General features: G+C 43.6%; 17 protein-coding genes and 1 tRNA gene. 12 read left to right on the forward strand and 6 right to left on the reverse strand.

Features of this window, described 5'->3' with window-relative positions; genetic code table 11:
• Positions 1-32: 32 nt before the first annotated feature.
• The gene (locus FHS68_RS24110) at positions 33-1,025 is read right to left on the reverse strand and encodes a virulence RhuM family protein/type II toxin-antitoxin system death-on-curing family toxin (protein ID WP_167276121.1); all 993 of its coding nucleotides are present in this window, start codon (positions 1,023-1,025) and stop codon (positions 33-35) included.
• Between the two features lie 182 nt (positions 1,026-1,207).
• Here FHS68_RS24110 and FHS68_RS24115 point away from each other — a divergent pair, with 182 nt between their 5' ends.
• The 7 genes from FHS68_RS24115 to FHS68_RS24145 all read left to right on the forward strand — a co-directional run bounded on the left by FHS68_RS24115 (position 1,208) and on the right by FHS68_RS24145 (position 6,244).
• Positions 1,208-1,417 (forward strand): heavy-metal-associated domain-containing protein, encoded by a 210-nt coding sequence (locus tag FHS68_RS24115; protein WP_167276123.1) that lies wholly within the window; start codon positions 1,208-1,210, stop codon positions 1,415-1,417.
• Positions 1,418-1,437: 20 nt separating this feature from the next.
• On the forward strand, positions 1,438-1,890 hold the full coding sequence (locus FHS68_RS24120; RefSeq protein ID WP_167276125.1) for an HYC_CC_PP family protein: 453 nt from the start codon (positions 1,438-1,440) through the stop codon (positions 1,888-1,890).
• Between the two features lie 80 nt (positions 1,891-1,970).
• Positions 1,971-4,196: a TonB-dependent receptor gene (locus FHS68_RS24125; RefSeq protein ID WP_167276127.1), complete on the forward strand. Its 2,226-nt coding sequence runs from the start codon at positions 1,971-1,973 to the stop codon at positions 4,194-4,196.
• 29 nt (positions 4,197-4,225) lie between these two features.
• The gene (locus FHS68_RS24130) at positions 4,226-4,798 is read left to right on the forward strand and encodes a helix-turn-helix domain-containing protein (protein ID WP_167276128.1); all 573 of its coding nucleotides are present in this window, start codon (positions 4,226-4,228) and stop codon (positions 4,796-4,798) included.
• A 43-nt stretch (positions 4,799-4,841) separates the two neighbouring features.
• Positions 4,842-5,081 (forward strand): heavy metal-binding domain-containing protein, encoded by a 240-nt coding sequence (locus FHS68_RS24135; RefSeq protein ID WP_167276131.1) that lies wholly within the window; start codon positions 4,842-4,844, stop codon positions 5,079-5,081.
• Between the two features lie 22 nt (positions 5,082-5,103).
• Positions 5,104-5,457 carry a heavy-metal-associated domain-containing protein gene (locus FHS68_RS24140; RefSeq protein ID WP_167276133.1) on the forward strand — a complete coding sequence of 118 codons (354 nt, stop codon included), beginning with the start codon at positions 5,104-5,106 and terminating at the stop codon, positions 5,455-5,457.
• Between the two features lie 43 nt (positions 5,458-5,500).
• Positions 5,501-6,244 (forward strand): class I SAM-dependent methyltransferase, encoded by a 744-nt coding sequence (locus tag FHS68_RS24145; RefSeq protein WP_167276136.1) that lies wholly within the window; start codon positions 5,501-5,503, stop codon positions 6,242-6,244.
• On the opposite strand, the gene FHS68_RS24150 is transcribed toward FHS68_RS24145, so the two are convergent.
• The 4 genes from FHS68_RS24150 to FHS68_RS24165 all read right to left on the reverse strand — a co-directional run bounded on the left by FHS68_RS24150 (position 6,245) and on the right by FHS68_RS24165 (position 10,347).
• The gene (locus FHS68_RS24150) at positions 6,245-6,706 is read right to left on the reverse strand and encodes a DUF6691 family protein (protein ID WP_167276496.1); all 462 of its coding nucleotides are present in this window, start codon (positions 6,704-6,706) and stop codon (positions 6,245-6,247) included.
• 74 nt (positions 6,707-6,780) lie between these two features.
• Positions 6,781-7,356, reverse strand: coding sequence for a YeeE/YedE family protein (locus FHS68_RS24155; RefSeq protein WP_208408428.1), 576 nt, complete (start codon positions 7,354-7,356; stop codon positions 6,781-6,783).
• 16 nt (positions 7,357-7,372) lie between these two features.
• Positions 7,373-8,764: an MBL fold metallo-hydrolase gene (locus FHS68_RS24160; RefSeq protein ID WP_167276138.1), complete on the reverse strand. Its 1,392-nt coding sequence runs from the start codon at positions 8,762-8,764 to the stop codon at positions 7,373-7,375.
• A gap of 197 nt (positions 8,765-8,961) precedes the next feature.
• A complete protein-coding gene (locus FHS68_RS24165; protein WP_167276141.1) occupies positions 8,962-10,347 on the reverse strand; it encodes an MATE family efflux transporter in 1,386 nt (461 codons plus the stop codon).
• Positions 10,348-10,684: 337 nt separating this feature from the next.
• Between FHS68_RS24165 and hflX the strand changes: the two genes are divergently transcribed.
• From hflX to FHS68_RS24190, 5 genes are all read left to right on the forward strand, one after another.
• Positions 10,685-11,920: a GTPase HflX gene (gene hflX / locus FHS68_RS24170; protein ID WP_167276144.1), complete on the forward strand. Its 1,236-nt coding sequence runs from the start codon at positions 10,685-10,687 to the stop codon at positions 11,918-11,920.
• A gap of 119 nt (positions 11,921-12,039) precedes the next feature.
• Positions 12,040-12,111, forward strand: a tRNA-Arg gene (locus FHS68_RS24175).
• 184 nt (positions 12,112-12,295) lie between these two features.
• Positions 12,296-12,643 carry a PadR family transcriptional regulator gene (locus FHS68_RS24180; protein ID WP_167276147.1) on the forward strand — a complete coding sequence of 116 codons (348 nt, stop codon included), beginning with the start codon at positions 12,296-12,298 and terminating at the stop codon, positions 12,641-12,643.
• A gap of 17 nt (positions 12,644-12,660) precedes the next feature.
• Entirely contained in the window at positions 12,661-15,345 is a 2,685-nt protein-coding gene (locus FHS68_RS24185) for an FtsX-like permease family protein (RefSeq protein WP_167276148.1), read from the forward strand.
• 82 nt (positions 15,346-15,427) lie between these two features.
• Entirely contained in the window at positions 15,428-16,624 is a 1,197-nt protein-coding gene (locus FHS68_RS24190) for a L,D-transpeptidase family protein (protein WP_167276150.1), read from the forward strand.
• Here FHS68_RS24190 and FHS68_RS24195 read toward each other — a convergent pair.
• Positions 16,582-17,367, reverse strand: coding sequence for a murein L,D-transpeptidase catalytic domain family protein (locus tag FHS68_RS24195; RefSeq protein ID WP_167276152.1), 786 nt, complete (start codon positions 17,365-17,367; stop codon positions 16,582-16,584). The two genes, FHS68_RS24190 and FHS68_RS24195, sit on opposite strands and share 43 nt — an antisense overlap.
• Between the last annotated feature and the right edge of the window lie 48 nt (positions 17,368-17,415).

Here is a 17,415-nt window from a genome sequence, read left to right on the forward strand (position 1 = left end):
GGTTTGTTGGGGTAATTTAATGTCGTTTTTCTTCAATTTCTTTGATTGATCAGGCTCACTACAACTTTAATCATTGTGTCTTTTTCCTCTGGCCGACTTTCTGCAATCATCAATGTTAATGCAACCAAGGCATTATCTGCCATTCGTTTAGAGCCGTCTGATTTGTATAGAATTTTATTACGCTCCATGAACCAAATAAAAATCAGTGCAGCAATTCTCTTGTTCCCATCGCTAAAAGAATGGTTTTTAACTACGAAATAAAGCAAATGTGCGGCCTTCTCTTCGATGCTTTGGTATAGATCTACGCCGTCGAAAGTTTGATAAATGTTCTCGATTGAGCCTTTGAACGAATCATCCTTTTCGTTACCAAAAAGGCGATGATCTCCAAATTTGATTCTCAAACCTTTAATACCAGAAATCGCTTCCTGATATGTAATCCTATGGCATTCCCTGTTTGATGTAGATTCAATCGTTAGGTTTTGATGATCATATTTATCAAGAAGATCCAGGGCATATGCGAAATTTGTAACCACGAGCAGTAGGCCATTGGCTTCATCAACTGTTAATTCTTTCTGCTGCAATACATTGGAAAGAAGTCCAACGGTCTCCTTTAGCTGCTGCAATTGTTCGAATTTAATTTTATCCTGAATCGCAAATCCCCTGACCAATACATCTTTCAGCTTCTTAGTTGCCCAAATCCGAAATTGGGTACCTCGTTTTGACTTAACCCTGTATCCGACGGAAATAATGACATCAAGGCTATAATACGCGACTGGCTTATCCGAAAAGGCAATGTGCAAAAAATGCACATTGCCTTCCTTTTCAAGTTCATTTTCTCTAAAAACGTGATTAAGATGTTTTGAAATGACCGATCTCTCCTTACCGAATAAGTCCGCCATTTGGGCCTGCGTTAGCCATACGGTATCATTTTCTAACTGAACTTCCAGTGAAGCGTCTCCGCCTTCGGTCTCATAAATTATAATCCTGCTTTGTCCTTCAGTTGCTGCAATCCGACTTCCAAGCATGTCCAAATACCATTTAAGTGAAACACCATTTGATACTTAGACGCTGCCTTTTCAAAAAAGTAACAGCCAAAAACTTTGTAATTCATTTTGATAATTCTGTAACACTCGCGAATGCGTTGCTGGCGATATTTGCATTGTAATAATCTTTAACTGGCAGACCCAATTTCGGCGATGCTTATCAAATGGAAACGCTAAAGTTTAAAACCAATATCAAATGCAGCGGCTGTGTGGCCACCGTTACCCCTTTTTTTAATAAAGACAATGCAATTGAGAACTGGCAGGTGGACTTGTTAAGTCCCGAAAGGTTGCTGAAAGTAGAAACCAGCCACACCTCGAATGAAATAGCCGATCTTATGAAAAGGGCTGGTTATACCGCCGAAGAAATAGCCTGATTATTTATATCTTTGAGTTAATGAAAAACAACTTTCACCGATCCATTACCATTTTCATGGCCTTTCTGGTTCTGCTCAGCAGCACCGGATTTGCGCTCATTGAACATGAGTGTATGATGAAAGGAAAGTTGGTTAAGCTTCTCCAAGAAGGAAAATCAGCTTCTGAAAGCTCATCCTGCTGTGCCAAAAGCAGAGAACTTAAAGAATTCAAAGGCATTTTCCTGAAAAAAACGGATTGCTGCAAGGAAAGCCAGAAATTCGAAAAACTGGATGTAACATCTTCTGGCACACAGGTTAATGCAACGTTGCTCAAAGTATTTGCTGACATTATCCCCTGGTCAGTCAAATCATATGCATTCATTCAGGCCGAGTGGATACTTCCGTCTGCTAAGCTTATCTCCCCCGACATATCCTTTTCTTCCATGCTTCATGGGAGAAGTCTGCGCTGTTTCATACAGTCGTTTATAATCTGATATCATTGATTAAAAATCGTTTACGGTAGAATCTGAATGGATTTACCGCCGATTTCTATTTTCAATGATTAAGAAAACATATGATTAAGTACCTGATCGCGGGGTTCATTTTTACTTTTCCCCTATCCATTTCAGCCCAACGTATTACCGGCTCGGTGAATGAGCAAATTGTCAATACGAAGGACCTCAAACCAATCGCAGGCGCCAATGTGTATTGGTCGGGCACCTCACAGGCAACAGCTACCGATACCTCCGGCATGTTTAGCATTCCAAGGTCAGCACAATCCAATTCGCTGGTTGTTAGCTTTGTGGGTTTTCGCAACGATACCATTAAAATTGGTGCTGAAAGTGAATTGCAGATCGTTTTACAAAACGACCAGACACTCGGCGAGGTGACGGTACGCGGAAGCAACAATTCTATTGACCGGCTTTCGCCTCACCAAAGCGAAATTATTACGACAAGAACGCTGGCAAAAGCAGCCTGCTGCAATTTGTCTGAAAGCTTTGAAACCAATGCTTCTGTTTCGGTATCGTACAGCGATGCTGTGACCGGCTCGAAGCAAATCCAGATGCTTGGACTTAATGGCACCTACATTCAGACTAATATTGAAAATATTCCTTCAATAAGGGGTCTTGCGTCCACTTTTGGTCTCAATTTCATTCCTGGAACCTGGATCCAATCCATTGATGTAGGAAAGGGCGCCGGTTCCATTGTGAATGGTTATGAATCCATGACGGGGCAGATCAATGTGGAGCTTCAAAAGCCGGATACGCGTGAAAAGCTATATTTGAACACTTATGTGAACAACTTTGGCCGCGCGGAAGTCAATCTCAATTTGGCGCACCAGCTAAACAAAAAGTGGAGTACCGGGTTAATGACACATGGCAGCACCTTGCGGAACCGGATCGATAAAAATGGAGATGGGTTTCTGGATTTACCGCTTTATACCCAATACAATGCGATAAACCGCTGGAAATATCAAAGTGAAAAAGTGATGGCCCAGTTTGGGTTCAAAGCTTTGTACGAAGACCGTTTGGGAGGCCAGAAAAATTTTGAGCGAGAAATGAAGGGAACAACGCAAGCTTATGGATTCGGGGCGCGGATCAACCGTTACGAATTTTTTTCCAAAATTGCCCGCCTGTTTCCTGATCAGCCCTACAAAGGTTTAGGATTTATTATGAATGCTTCTGTTCATGATTCCAAATCGTATTTTGGGTTAAATAATTACGACGGTCGCCAAAAAACGCTTTATGGAAATTTAATTTATCAATCCATCATCGGCAACACCAACCATACCTACAAAACTGGATTAAGCTATTTGCTTGACAATTATAATGAGCAATATAAGGATATCCGGCTGGCACGAAATGAGTCAGTACCAGGCGCTTTCTTTGAATACACTTATAACAATCTGGATAAGTTTGTGATGGTTGCCGGAGGTCGGGTCGATTTTCACAACATTTACGGAACCCAATGGACGCCGCGGCTACATTTGAAATACAAATTGACCGAGCAGACAACATTGCGGGCTTCTGCTGGAAAAGGCTTCCGGGTTTCCAATCCGCTGGCCGAATACTATGGAAATCTGGTGAGTTCACGGAATGTTGTTTTTCGTGAAAGTATCAGGCCCGAGGTGTCATGGAATTTTGGAACGAGTGTCATTCAGGAGTTCAATATTGGTGAGATGAAAGGAAATGTCATTGCAGATTTTTACCGGACCAATTTCGAAAATCAGCTGGTGGCGGATTTGGAAGATCCTCGTTACATCAAATTTTACAACTTGGCGGGTAAGGCTTATGCAAACAGCTTTCAGATCGAAACCAACATTACGCCGATCAGGCGCTTTGAACTGAAACTGGCGTATCGGTTATTTGACGTAAAGCAAACATTGAGAAATAACCTGGATGAAAATATGCTGCTTCCGAGAATGATGGTAAGTCGCGACCGGGTGCTTTTTAATGCAGGATATGCATTGCCTTATGACAAATGGAAGTTCGATTTCACTGTTCAATGGAATGGAAAAAAACGGATACCGTTCATGGGAACAATGCCTGAACATCACATACCAACCGAATTCACTTCGACAATGGCGCCGTCTTTTTATAATTTCAATGCACAGTTGACCCGGACTTTTTCTAAATGGGATATCTATTTGGGTGGTGAAAACCTGGCTAATTTTCGGCAGAAAACGCCGATTATGGGTGCGAATGAGCCATTTGGAGAACATTTTGACGCAGGTATGGCTTGGGGACCGGTAGTAGGGCGAATGATTTATGCAGGAATACGTTATAAAATTGTCCGGTAGTAGCGGATTTCCTAAATAAGACTAAGACTATGAAGTTATATATTAAAAATATGGTCTGCGACCGCTGCAAACGCGTAGTCCGTGAGGAGCTAACTGGGCTTGGGATTGAGTTAATATCTGTTGAACTGGGTGAAATTGAGACGGTTGCGGGAATAAGTCCTGAAAAGTTGCAGGAAGTAAAAACGGTTTTGCTGGTGAATGGTTTTGAGGTAATTGATGACCGCAGGTTAGCATTGGTTGAAAACATAAAAACACTGATCATCGAAGAAATTCAGAATCTGAAAGGCCTGAAACCTGCCCAAATGAACTTCTCGGACTTTTTATCGGAAAAAATTGGGTACGAATATTCATACATCAGTAACCTGTTTTCTTCTGAAACCGGGCTGACCATTGAGCATTATATCATAGCCCAAAAAGTGGAGAAAGTAAAAGAGTGGCTATCCTACAACGAGCTGACGATGAGCGAAATCGCCTGGCGACTTTCTTACAGCAGCACCGCGCATTTGAGTAACCAGTTCAAAAAAGTGACGGGAATGACACCTGGTGATTTTAAGAAAAATAATGTGTCAAGAAAGGCGCTTGACAAAGTTGGAAGCTTCTGACAAATCTTTTAAAATTGAATACCCCATCAAACCTTCAATCATTATGAACAAAGTTCTTTTAGCAGGATTTCTTTTATTAAACATTGCGTGCACAGGCAACAGCGGGAAGTCCGAACAAAAAATGGATTCTACTGCTACCACAGCCGAGGCTAAAAAATATGCTTGCCCAATGAATTGCGAAGGCGACAAAACCTACGCCGAAGCAGGCAAATGTCCTGTCTGCAAAATGGATTTACAGGAAGTAGCTTTGGCCGAAACCGATTCAACATCACACAATCATTGACATACTATTAAACACTGAATCTATGAAAACGACCATATTATCATTTTTAGCAGCATTTTTTCTTGGTGTTGCCAATGTTCATGCTAGCGACGACAAAGAAGTCAAAATCAAGACTTCCGCCATTTGCGAAATGTGCAAAGAGCGTATCGAACGTAATCTCGGCCTTTCAAAAGGTGTGAAGGAATCCAATCTGAACCTGAAAGACAAGGTGGTTACCGTCAAATACAACCCAAATAAAACAACCCCAGAAGCAATTAAAGCAACCATTATTAATACAGGGTATGATGCTGACGAACAGTTGGCTAGCCAGAAAGCACATGATCGGTTGCCGGATTGTTGTCGGAAGACGGCGACTCCTGGGTTAATGAAGAAGTAACTAGGCTTTTGTTTACATTTGGCCCCACCTAAACATCCCAATCTTGGCCTGGTACCATTCATATTTTAAAGGACTTCCGCAGCGCGCTTGGAAATTGCATCAAAATGAAGAATATACCGATTTTGAAGTCGATTTCTTGCGGGATGTCCTGGAAATAAAGGAAGGAAACAGAATATTGGATGTTTTGTCAGGTTATGGTCGTCACGCGATTCCGTTAGCCGAAGCTGGGTGTGAGCTGACCTGCATTGATATTTCGACAGAATATTGCGAGGAATTGCAAGCCGCTGTGAACTCGAAACAATTAGATATCGATGTGATATGTGCAGACGTGCTGGGCTACAATTTTCCTGAAAAATCGTTTAATGCGGCTTATTGTTTTGGAAACAGTTTTAGCTTTTTCCCTCGTCGCGAAACGCAGCAATTGATTACCGCCGTGGCCAACACCTTAAAGAAAGGTGGTTATTATGCAATTCAAACGGAAAACCTGGCGGAAAGTATCCTGCCTAACTTTCAAACTCGAAACTGGATGCCGGTTAAGGAAGGTATTATTTATCTTGCAGAAAACGATTACAGGCCTGAGGAAGGCTACATCGAAGCTGAGCAAACATTTATATCCGGAGCGGAAAGCGTAACCCATATGGTCCGCCAGCACATTTACACACTCTCCGAAATCAGTTATATGTTCGAAACTGCTGGCTTGCAGGTAACAGGCACATTTGGCAACCTGGAAGCAGATCCTTTCGTCCTCGGCGACGAGCAACTCTACCTGATTGCCAGGAAATTATAATCAATGCGGAAGTCTGGACCGCAACCAGCCATAGACCCATGTTCCTCCTATTGCACTCAGCAATGTTATACCAACCGCCAGAAAACCACTTCCTATCTGCGCGAAAAGTGGCCCCGGACAAGCTCCGGTAATCGCCCATCCAAATCCGAAAAGTAGCCCGCCGTAAATTTGCCCTTTGTTAAAAGTCTTTTCAGGAATACTTACTTCTTCTCCAGACAAAGTGCTGATCTTAAATTTTTTAATTAACCAGATTGACAACATTCCTACCGCCAGCGCTGATCCCATCACGCCAAACATGTGAAAGGAGTCAAACCTGAACATTTCCTGAATTCTGAACCAGGACACAATTTCAGCTTTAACAAAAACAACTCCGAAAAGCACGCCTACGATCAGATACTTAAGATTACCAATAAAGCTTTCGGCGGTTCTTTGTTGATTTGCCCCATCTGAACCGTCTTCCATAAGTAAATCCAGATCGCCATCATGTATGGCCGATGCAAATCTATTTTTTAGTTTTTCCATTGTTGAATTTTGAATTAACTAACCAGTTCCAATAAAAACGGCAGCAGGAAATGTGTGCAAACCAGACCACCGAGCATGAAACTGATTGTCGCTACTAGCGAAGCCCATTGTAAGTTGGAAAGCCCCATGATCGCATGTCCGGAAGTACACCCGCCCGCATAACGTGTTCCAAATCCTATCAGAAAGCCGCCAAAAACAAAAAAGATCAGGCCTTTTAAAGAAAATATATTGGTAGCATTGAAAATTTCAGATGGCATCAAACCTGAGAAATCCGTGACTCCTAAAGATGCTAAGGCACTTTGAGTTGACGGAGACACTACAATTGCATTCGGGTTAGCCAGGAAAAAATTAGCAACAAAACCGCCCAATGTTATTCCTGCCACAAAGAACAAGTTCCAGGATTCCTTTTTCCAATCGTATTTAAAAAAGGAAATATTAGCTGGAATAACAGCCGCACAAATGTGACGCAACGATGAAGAAATGCCAAAAGACTTATTCCCAAGCAATAACAACGCTGGCACAGTCAATCCAATCAATGGACCGGCAATATACCAGGGCCAAGGCTGGCGAATGAGATCAATGATATTCATAGTGTAATTGGTTAAATTAAACCCCTTCCAAAACCGGAACGCTTGTTTTCGACACTGCACCAAAGCCTCCTTCAATATTAACGACATCGTCAATACCTCTAGATTTCAGGATCGAGGCGGCGATCATGGAGCGATAGCCTCCGGCGCAATGGATATATAATGTTTTGTTTTTTGGGAATTCGGTCATCAGGTCATTAATGTAATCCAAAGGCAAATTTTTCGCGCCTTCAATGTGTCCTGACGAAAATTCGTCCGATTTGCGGACATCTATGACTTCTAAATTACCAGAATTATATAGATCCGAAAATTCGGTAGCAGATACCGATTCCACCTTATCAACCCCTTTCCCCGATTCAACCCAACTTTCAAAACCGCCGTTTAAATAACCAATGGTATGGTCATAGCCGACTCTGGCAAGGCGGGTAACGACCTCCTCCTCTTTGCCGGGCTCAGTAATAATGAGCAGGTTTTGTTTCAGGTCAGGGATTAATGCTCCTACCCATGGTGCAAAGCTGCCGTCCATTCCAATATTAATTGAATTGGGGATGTAACCAGCGGCAAAATCCGAGGCATCTCTGGTATCCAGTAGTAATGCTCCGGTATTATTTGCCTTCGCTTCAAAAGCTTCGGCTGATAATGCCTGATCACCACGTTCCAAAACGTCATCAATACTTTCATATCCATCCCGGTTCATTTTAACATTCTCCGGAAAATATTGTGGGGGTTCAGGCAAGCCTGCGGTTACTTCCTTAATAAACTCTTCCCTGGACATATCCGCCCGTAATGCATAGTTGAATCGTTTTTGGTTGCCCAAAGTATCGGAAGTTTCCTTGCTCATATTTTTTCCGCAAGCCGAGCCGGCACCGTGCGCGGGAAATACAGTGATATCGTCAGGTAAGGTCATAATCTTGGAACGCAGGCTGTCAAATAGCAATCCTGCGAGATCGTCCTTCGTTAAATCGCATTTCTGCGCAAGATCCGGGCGACCTACATCTCCTATAAATAAGGTATCCCCACTGAAAAGTGCAGTTGGTTTTTTATCCTCATCAAACAGCAGATAACTTGTAGACTCCAATGTATGCCCGGGCGTATGTAATGCTTTTATCACAATGTCCCCCAATTTGAATTCCTCGCCATCCTTGGCTATATGTGCTTTGAAGCTGGTATTTGCATTAGGCCCATACACTATATCAGCGCCTGTTTTTTCTGACAAATCCAAATGTCCTGAGACAAAATCTGCATGAAAATGGGTTTCAAATACATACTTAATCTTAGCCCCAATTTTGGCCGCTTTTTGAATATACGGTTCAACTTCGCGCAACGGATCAATCACCGCCGCCTCTCCATTGGAAACAATAAAATAAGCGCCCTGAGCCAGGCATCCAGTATATATCTGTTCTATTTTCATGCAGTTTCTAACGTGTTTCGTAATATGTAAACCAAGAATATGGCATTTTTGTTTCGACCGACATCTCTACACGAGCAGTCATTAATAGTCATAAATTGTCATTCATAGCTCAAAAATATGATCTGCTATAAACTTATTGAAATCACATTTACACCCTTAACAATTTATGACTATAAATGACCACAAATGACTAAATTCTACACCTTCACCGCCTTCCAGCCACCAAGCCTGAAACGCCATATTCCCAAAGAAGCCAATGCAGACTCTGCGATAGGAACTGCCGCAAAAACACCTATCGGCCCCAGATCCAGAATGATGGCCAGCAGGTAGGCTGCAGGAATTTGAATCGTCCAAAAACAGATCAAATTCAGTACAGTCGGCGTTTTGGTGTCACCGGCTCCATTGAGCGACTGGATCACTACCATACCGTAGGCATAAAATCCATAACCAAGACATAAAACCCGAAGCGCCGTTTTTCCGGTTTCAACAACTTTTGCATTGGTACTGAACCAGCTAACAATGGTCTCAGCTCCCAAAAACATAAAAACGGACAATCCGACCAGGAAAATGAAATTGTAAAACGCACATTTCCAGACCGATGCCTCTGCCCTTTCCGGCTTTTCCGCACCCAAATTTTGACCAACCAGGGTTGCAGCAGCATTGGCCAATCCCCAGGCCGGCAATAATGTGAACATGATAACCCGGATTGCAATGGTATAACCCGCTACTACGTCGCTGCCGAACTCTGAGAGTATACGCGTCAGGAAAATCCAGCTGGCAGAACCAATCAGAAACTGAACCGTCCCTCCGGCTGCAACTTTAAGAATCACCCGGATCGTCTCCGGATTGGGCCGCAGATCTTCCCAAACAAGTCCCAGCATTTTGTTGACCCTGGTCAAGGAAAACAATTGGTAGCTTACGCCAATTGACCTGCCAATGGCCGTTGCAATAGCTGCCCCGGTTACACCCAATTCAGGAAAGGGCCCAATCCCAAAAATCAAAATCGGCCCGAGTACCATATTGAATCCATTGGCAATAATCAACGACCGCATGGCCGTGGCAGGAGACCCCGCGCCTCTTAAAGCGCCGCTCAATGAATATAACAAAACCACCACCGGGCTGCTCAGGAACTGTATTCTTGCGAAGTTGGTGCCGGTCGCGATGACCTTGTCGTCCGCGCCCATTAATCTCAGAATATCACCGGCCAGCACCGTCCCAACCACGGCAATGACAGATGAAATGGCAAGTGAAATGAGAATTACCTGACCAATTGCATGCCGCGCCTGGGCGGGATTGCCTTCACCAATGCGGCGGGCAATGGTCGCCGTAGCCGCGGTACTTAGGCCAATAGCAACGGAATACATTAAGGTAATCACGGACTCGGTAAGACCAACTGTCGCCACAGCCTCGGTACTTACTTTTGATACAAAAAAGATATCAACAACGGCAAACAATGACTCCATGACCATTTCCAGGATCATGGGAACGGAAAGTAAAAATATAGCGCGATTAATGCTTCCCTCGGTAAAACTTTCTTCGGAGCCACGAACGGCCTGACGAAGTAGTTGAAACCACTTTTTCATGGGTAAAAAAAAATTGAAATGAGTAAATAATGAAAATTTGTGACCCCGTTGGATACCCGGTTGGATCACCTAAAACAAAAACGGAAAGGAGACCGTGAAGGTCGGGGGACTAAGCTTGTAGTCCGAGTATTAAGAGCAGCATCGGCTTTCGGAATTTGCGCAAATATACAAAACGGATCTTTTAAGAATCAAACAAAAAAATGGTTTTGTTAAAACTAAATGTAATTTCACGGCTCAGGCCGGTGAACTTTTGAAGTTTGCAAACCGTTGCCACTCTACTCTTTCCCGGTTGCATTTGAATTCCGATTAAATTTTTAGTATTAAAAAAAAACAATGCATGATTGATAAAAAGAAACTGTACTCCACGGCTGAAAAACAAGAAACAGCTATTTTAGTGGCTGTTAGTACGCAAAAGCAACCCATTGAAAAAACAAAGGAATATCTGGAAGAGCTGGCTTTTCTGGCCACTACTCTTGGAGTTGAGACGGTTAAGACATTTACCCAAAACCTGGAAAGGCCCGATATCCGTACATACACTGGAAAGGGCAAACTGGAAGAGATTGTCACTTTCATAACCGCAAATCCAGTAGATATGGTCATTTATGATGATGACCTAACTACCTCGCAGGTAAGGAACCTGGAAGAAACTTTCTCTGAAATAAAAGTGATTGATAGAAGCCTGCTGATTCTAGCAATTTTTGCGATGCGGGCGCAAACTGCACAGTCTAAATTGCAGGTGGAATTGGCGCAGTACCAATATATGTATCCAAGACTAACCCGATTATGGACGCACTTAAGTCGTCAATCGGGTGCCGGCGTCGGGATGCGCGGACCAGGGGAAACTGAACTGGAAACGGATAGGCGGATCGTTAAAGACCGGATCGCATTTCTGAAAGAAAAACTGGAAAAAGTTGATAAGCAAAGTGTTACCCGGAGAAAAGAACGTGACCGATTGGTAAGGGTCGTGATTGTGGGATATACAAACGTCGGGAAATCGACGCTGATGCGCGGGCTGGCAAAAGCCGATGTTTTTGCTGAAAACAAACTATTTGCAACCGTCGACTCGACCGTAAGGAAGGTAAATATGGAAAACATCCCTTTCCTGCTGACTGATACAGTAGGGTTTATCCGTAAGCTCCCTACCATGCTGATTGAATCCTTTAAATCAACATTGGATGAAGTGCGTGAAGCGGATATTTTATTGCATGTTGTTGATATTTCGCATCCGTCTTTTGAGGAACATCTGGATGTTGTCAACAAAACGCTGGAAGAAATCGGTGCCGCAAACAAGCCTATTATTCTGGTCTTCAACAAAATCGATATCTATAATCCTTCTTTCAATGCAGACGATGAGGAAGAGGAAGATGTCCCGGTAAAGGAAACTACTTTGGAGCAATTGAAAAGAAGTTATATCGCTGACAAAGCGGATCATGTGGTTTTTATTTCGGCAGAAAACAAGGAAAATATTGACGAGTTAAAAAACACGTTATTTTCAATGGTTAAGGAAAAACACTTCTCTATTTATCCCAATTGGCTTGATCTGGGCTATACAGCAGTACAAACGGAAGAATAATCACTTGTAATTGAAATGATTTTTCGCAAGTTTTGCACCCCAATTGGGACTGCGGAGTTCAACGGATAGAGCGCGCGGCGCCCGATAGGAGTTTCCTAAACTCTAGATATGGTACAATAGACTGCGTAGTTCAACGGATAGAATAGGAGTTTCCTAAACTCTAGATATGGGTTCGATTCCCGTCGCGGTCACAAGCCAGGCATTTGCCTGGCTTTTTTTGTGCAGCGGCGGACATTTCCTGTCCGCTTTTGAACAATACTATAATTGAAGAAACAGCTTATCTGCTCACGATGGTGGTTTTTTTCTTTGGCAAAGTATTTGATATACGGAAATAGATGAAATAGATCACGATATTTATTTTTACTCGACATCGCAATGAGAAGAAGTGATTTAGGTGAATTCGAAGAAATTGTGCTGCTTACCGTAGCGGCGACGACCCCGATGGCGTATTCGGTCGCCATAGCTGAGGAACTGGAGAAAGAAACCGGCCATGCAGTCAGCACCGGTGCTGTCCACGCGGCCTTGCAGCGGCTGGAACAAAAGGGTTACCTGAGCTCTTACTTGGGCGAGGCAACGCAGGAACGTGGCGGCAGGAGAAAACGATTGTTTACAATGACAGCTTACGGGGGAAAAATCCTGAGCGACGTCCGTTCGGTGAGGAACAATTTATGGAGCCGCATTGAACCGGAGACGCTCACCAAAATAGGTCTTGATTTTTCTTAATTTCCAAAGCCACCTATATGACTCCTGACAAATCAAGTAAGCCCAATGCGCTGCCGCCTAGATGGCTGGATAAGCTTGCTTCAAAAATATGTGCGCCACATTTGCGTGAAGAATTGATCGGTGATCTTCAGGAACGCTACACCCTGCGTTTAAACCGCTACGGACGCCAAAAAGCGATTTTATTTTATGTTAAAGAAGTAATCGCGCTTCTTCAATTTTCTATTTTAAAAAGAAAACCTTCTCCATATCCTTCTCTTCCCTTATTCAGCTTTGAAATGATCAGAAACTACATCAAAATCGGCTCGCGGGTACTTTTAAAAAACAAAGGATATACATTTATCCACCTGATCGGCCTCAGTATAGGGCTTTGGGCCTGTATGATGGTCGCGACAGTGGTCATCGACAGCCTTTCTTATGACAAGCAATGGAGCCGTAGCAAAGACATTTACAGGATTGTTTCTGCAGACAAAAAAGGCGAAGGTATCGTTGAACGCATGTCTTCCTCTCACGAAGGATTGGCCCAAGAGTTGCAGAAACTCTATCCGGAAGTTCAGGCCTGGTCTATGTTCTCAAATCCGTCACGTTATTTCAAATTAAAAGGAACAGATCCGGAAGGCATAAAAACCCAGTTGCTGAGAATGGATACAACAGCATGGGGAATGCTGGATATAAAAGTATTGTCGGGCAATCCCCGACATTTTGTAGACGGAACCAACAACATTGTCCTAACCAAAAGTTACGCTGCCAAATTTTTCCCAGGGCAGGATTTGACTGGCAAAATCATTTATGATATCCCAAGTTATCAGTCAAAAGGCAATCCATATCTCATCACAGGTATCGTTGATGATTTACCTTATAATAGTCATTTACGGGCGGATGTGATCTGGGTGGAGCAAAATAAGCCAGAGGCATACGCAGCAGTAGGCTTTTATTCCTATTCTCAAAATTATGTGATGCTAAAACCCGGGACTGACATAGCGTCGTTCACATCCAGGGTTAACAAATGGTACTCGGCGGTAAATAAAGACAAGGGTGCCAAGCAAATTGAATTTCAGCCGATGGAAAGCATTTACCTGCATTCTGACTTTTCGGACGGCCAGCGGGTTAAGGGCGATGCGCGAATCATCCAGATTTTCTCGGGAACTGCATTGCTCCTTTTATTCATTGCTTGCGTCAATTTCGTCAATCTCAGCACCGCCCGGGCATTTGCGAGGCTCAAAGAAGCGGGAATGCGCAGGATATTGAGTGGCTCGCGTTATCAGCTGATCATACAATTCCTGACCGAAACATTGATCCTCTTTGCATTATCAGTCGCCGCCGCTGCCACGCTCTACTACCTTTCGCTACATTCCGTTGAAGATTTTCTGGGCCATCGGCTTGTGCAGACATTTACAACCAACCTGTCGCTGGCTGGATATGCCGTGCTTACCATTTTTGTAACCGGTTTGGTCACCGGCCTGTATCCTGCCTGGCTTATATCAGGTTTCAAACCTGCCAATACCCTGCGCGGGATCATTACCACAGCCGTGGGCCAAAATACTTTGCGAAAAAGTCTCGTGGTCCTGCAATTTTCAATTTCCATTGTAATCCTGCTTGCTACCATTGTCGTTTGGAAACAGCTAAGTCTGATGGAAAACAAGAATTTGGGTTATGATAAAAACAACCTGCTCAGCATTGGCTCTGTTTCCTGGGACGGGAAAGCCGACGCCTTCAAAACCGAGCTGCTGCGCATTCCGGGCGTTGTCCGTGCAAGCACATCGCAATGGTTGCCTACCCAAGGTGGCGGCTACATGACCAAGGAAGTCCCTGATCCGATCAATGCGGAAAGGAGAATCCAGGTTTGGTTTATAGCCGGAGATGTGGACCTGCCCGCAACATTGGGATTGAAATTAGTCAGTGGCCGAATGTTCAGCAGCAGCTTCTCAACGGATGCATTGAATGCGGACTCATTACAGCAAGCTGATTTCGCCAAATATGAGCAAAGCTCGCTGATGCAGGCGTCGTTGATGACTGCTACTGCCGCGAAATTGCTGGGCGTCAAACAATTAAATGAACAGATAGCAAGTACGAAAACAGTACCGATTGGGACGATTGCGGATTTTAACAATGAATCTTTATATGAGCCGGTTAAGCCAACATTGATCCTTGCGCACCGTTCGCCGCAATATGGCGGAATGCTTATTCGTGTTCAGCCGGGAACGGAACGTCAGGTTACTGCGTCTGTTCAGCGACTTTGGAAGCAATTTTATCCATCCAAACTATTGGATATCAATGAGGTTAATGATCTTCTATTCAAACAATATGAATCTGAAATCAAGCTTCAACAATTATTTATCTTTTTTAGCGGGCTTACCATGTTCCTGTCTGCATTAGGCATTTTTGGATTGGTGGTTCAGGCCGCCGAGCAACGTTCCAAGGAAGTGGGGATACGGAAGGTTTTGGGCGCGTCGGTTGCAGGCATCGTTGCGTTGCTTTCCAAAGATTTCCTCAAACTGGTCATGATCGCCATCGTCGTTGCTTCTCCGCTCGCCTGGCTCAGCCTGACCAAATGGCTTGAACACTATCCTTTCCGTACTGACATTAATTGGTGGATTTTCGTAGTGACAGGAATTGGCGCCTTGGCAATGACGCTGCTGACGATCAGTTTTCAGGCTTTACGTGCTGCATTGGCCGATCCGGTCAAGAGTTTGAGGAACGAATAGCACCGCGTTTTCAAAGTGAATTTCTCTTGCAAAGCATGGCACAACAATTGTATGTTGGTGGTATTACTTAAACCACGATACAATGCAAATGCTTTCAGGTCTGGGCAACGCCAGATATTTACCTCTCCTCATTCTCCTGTCGCTTGCCATTTTACAATCCTGCCGGAAAGATCCAAAGGAAATGTCTAATCAGGAACTGGCGGAAGAACTTAGTAAGAACAAGAGCTACGAGAAGCTGCTGGAATTCACCAAAAATGCGGGCATTGATACAAATAAATTTGCCTCAACAGGTGATACTGCCCCGGTTTTTGCGTTGCTGGAAGAAACAGGTTTTGGACATAAACCCACTATTCGATATACCGAAAAGGTGATCAAAGCAGACACCTCGTTGATCCGTGAGGTAGCAGAACAATTAGTGAAGGGTGAATCTGTTGAAAAGGCTTTTCAGAAACTGGAACCTGTTTTTCCGGTTTATCATAACCTTAAAATTCACTATGCCAGGCTTCTAAAAGAAAATAAAAGGGATAGTGCTGCCTATGTTGCGGAAGCTTTGAATGCTTACCGCTGGATCCACCGCCAAGCCAAAGGCGCGCCAAGATTCGTACTGGTCAACATTCGAGGGGCATATCTGACGGCGATGGATTCGGCCGGGCAACATAGATTGTCCATGCGGACTGTTGTTGGAAAAATGGATACGCCTACTCCTACCATTGATACTTATGCCACAAGCATTGTAACGCATCCTTATTGGAACGTGCCAAAAAGCATTGCAATCAAGGAAATTTTCCCAAAGGCAATGAAAGACGCTGAATATCTATCCAGAAACAAAATTGAGATTATTAATAACAAAGGCGAAGCGCTCAATCCGGAAGATATCGATTGGAAGGACTTAACTGCAGAGAAATTTCCATACCGTTTCAGGCAGGAAACGGGCGAAGACAATTCGTTGGGGTTATTGAAGGTCGAAATTAAAAATCCGCTCGCTATTTATTTGCATGATACCAATGCGAGATATCTGTTTGCAAGCGATTCGAGGTGGAGGAGTCATGGGTGCGTCAGAGTTCAAAGACCGACGGATCTAGCGAATTATATGGCTGGTACCAAATTGCTGGACAATGATTTCATGACTGAACCTGATACCGTCTCAGTTCCGCCGAAATGGCACAAGCTACAAGTCAGAATACCTGTTTTCTTGCTTTATCTGGGAGCTGATTGTAATGAAAAAGGGGAATTGCTTTACTTTCCTGATGTGTACAAAAGAGGATCTCCCAGGGTCTGACCCTGAATTTCAAGTTCAGGTAAAAGTCCTGACAAAAGAGGCGACGACTTGAAATATTTTTGGCTGGCAGAATAAATGAATAAACCTGCACCATTGTGCATCAGAGTAATCAGGTTTTTGGAATCCGCAATGGAAACAGCCGGACATCCCTGGCTTCTGCCCAGTCTGCCCGTATTTTTGATAAAATTTTCACTTACATAATCTGCTCCATGCATCACGATCGCCCGTTCCAACGCGCGGTCGTTGATTCCCTTTTCCAAACCTTCCAAACGAAGCGATAAGCCGTGCTTCCCCTGGTATGTGCCCAAAGTTTTATAAAAACCCAGGCTGGATTGAAAAGATGAATTATTATTAGAGAATTTATCAGCAAACTCCTCACCGGAATTACGTCCATGAGCCACGTAAGTGTTCAGTAAGACTTTTCTTTTGATCAAATCAATTACATAAAGTCTTTTGTTGCGGGAGGATTGGGTGAAATCAGCAATGGCCATGACGGAATTCTGCAATTTCATTTTTTGGAAGCCGTACCAGGCATAGTAAAATGCCTTTTCCGACAACCCTTGTTTTTTAAGGTTCAATGAATCGTAAAGCGCTATCCATTGTGGTTTTGCAATAGAGTCAGCCTTGATGACTGTGATGCCTTTTGAAGAAGAAAGATTGGAAAATGGATTGATCTGATGAATTCCGAAGGAAACGCTAAGCGCAATGAACGCTGCTACAAGAACCGCCTGAGCCTTTGTCATTTTTGATTGTTTAATTGAAAAATCTGCTTTCTTTCTTATGAAGGTAGG

Origin of the sequence: Dyadobacter arcticus, assembly GCF_011762185.1 — a bacterium.
Taxonomy (GTDB): Bacteria; Bacteroidota; Bacteroidia; order Cytophagales; family Spirosomataceae; genus Dyadobacter; species Dyadobacter arcticus.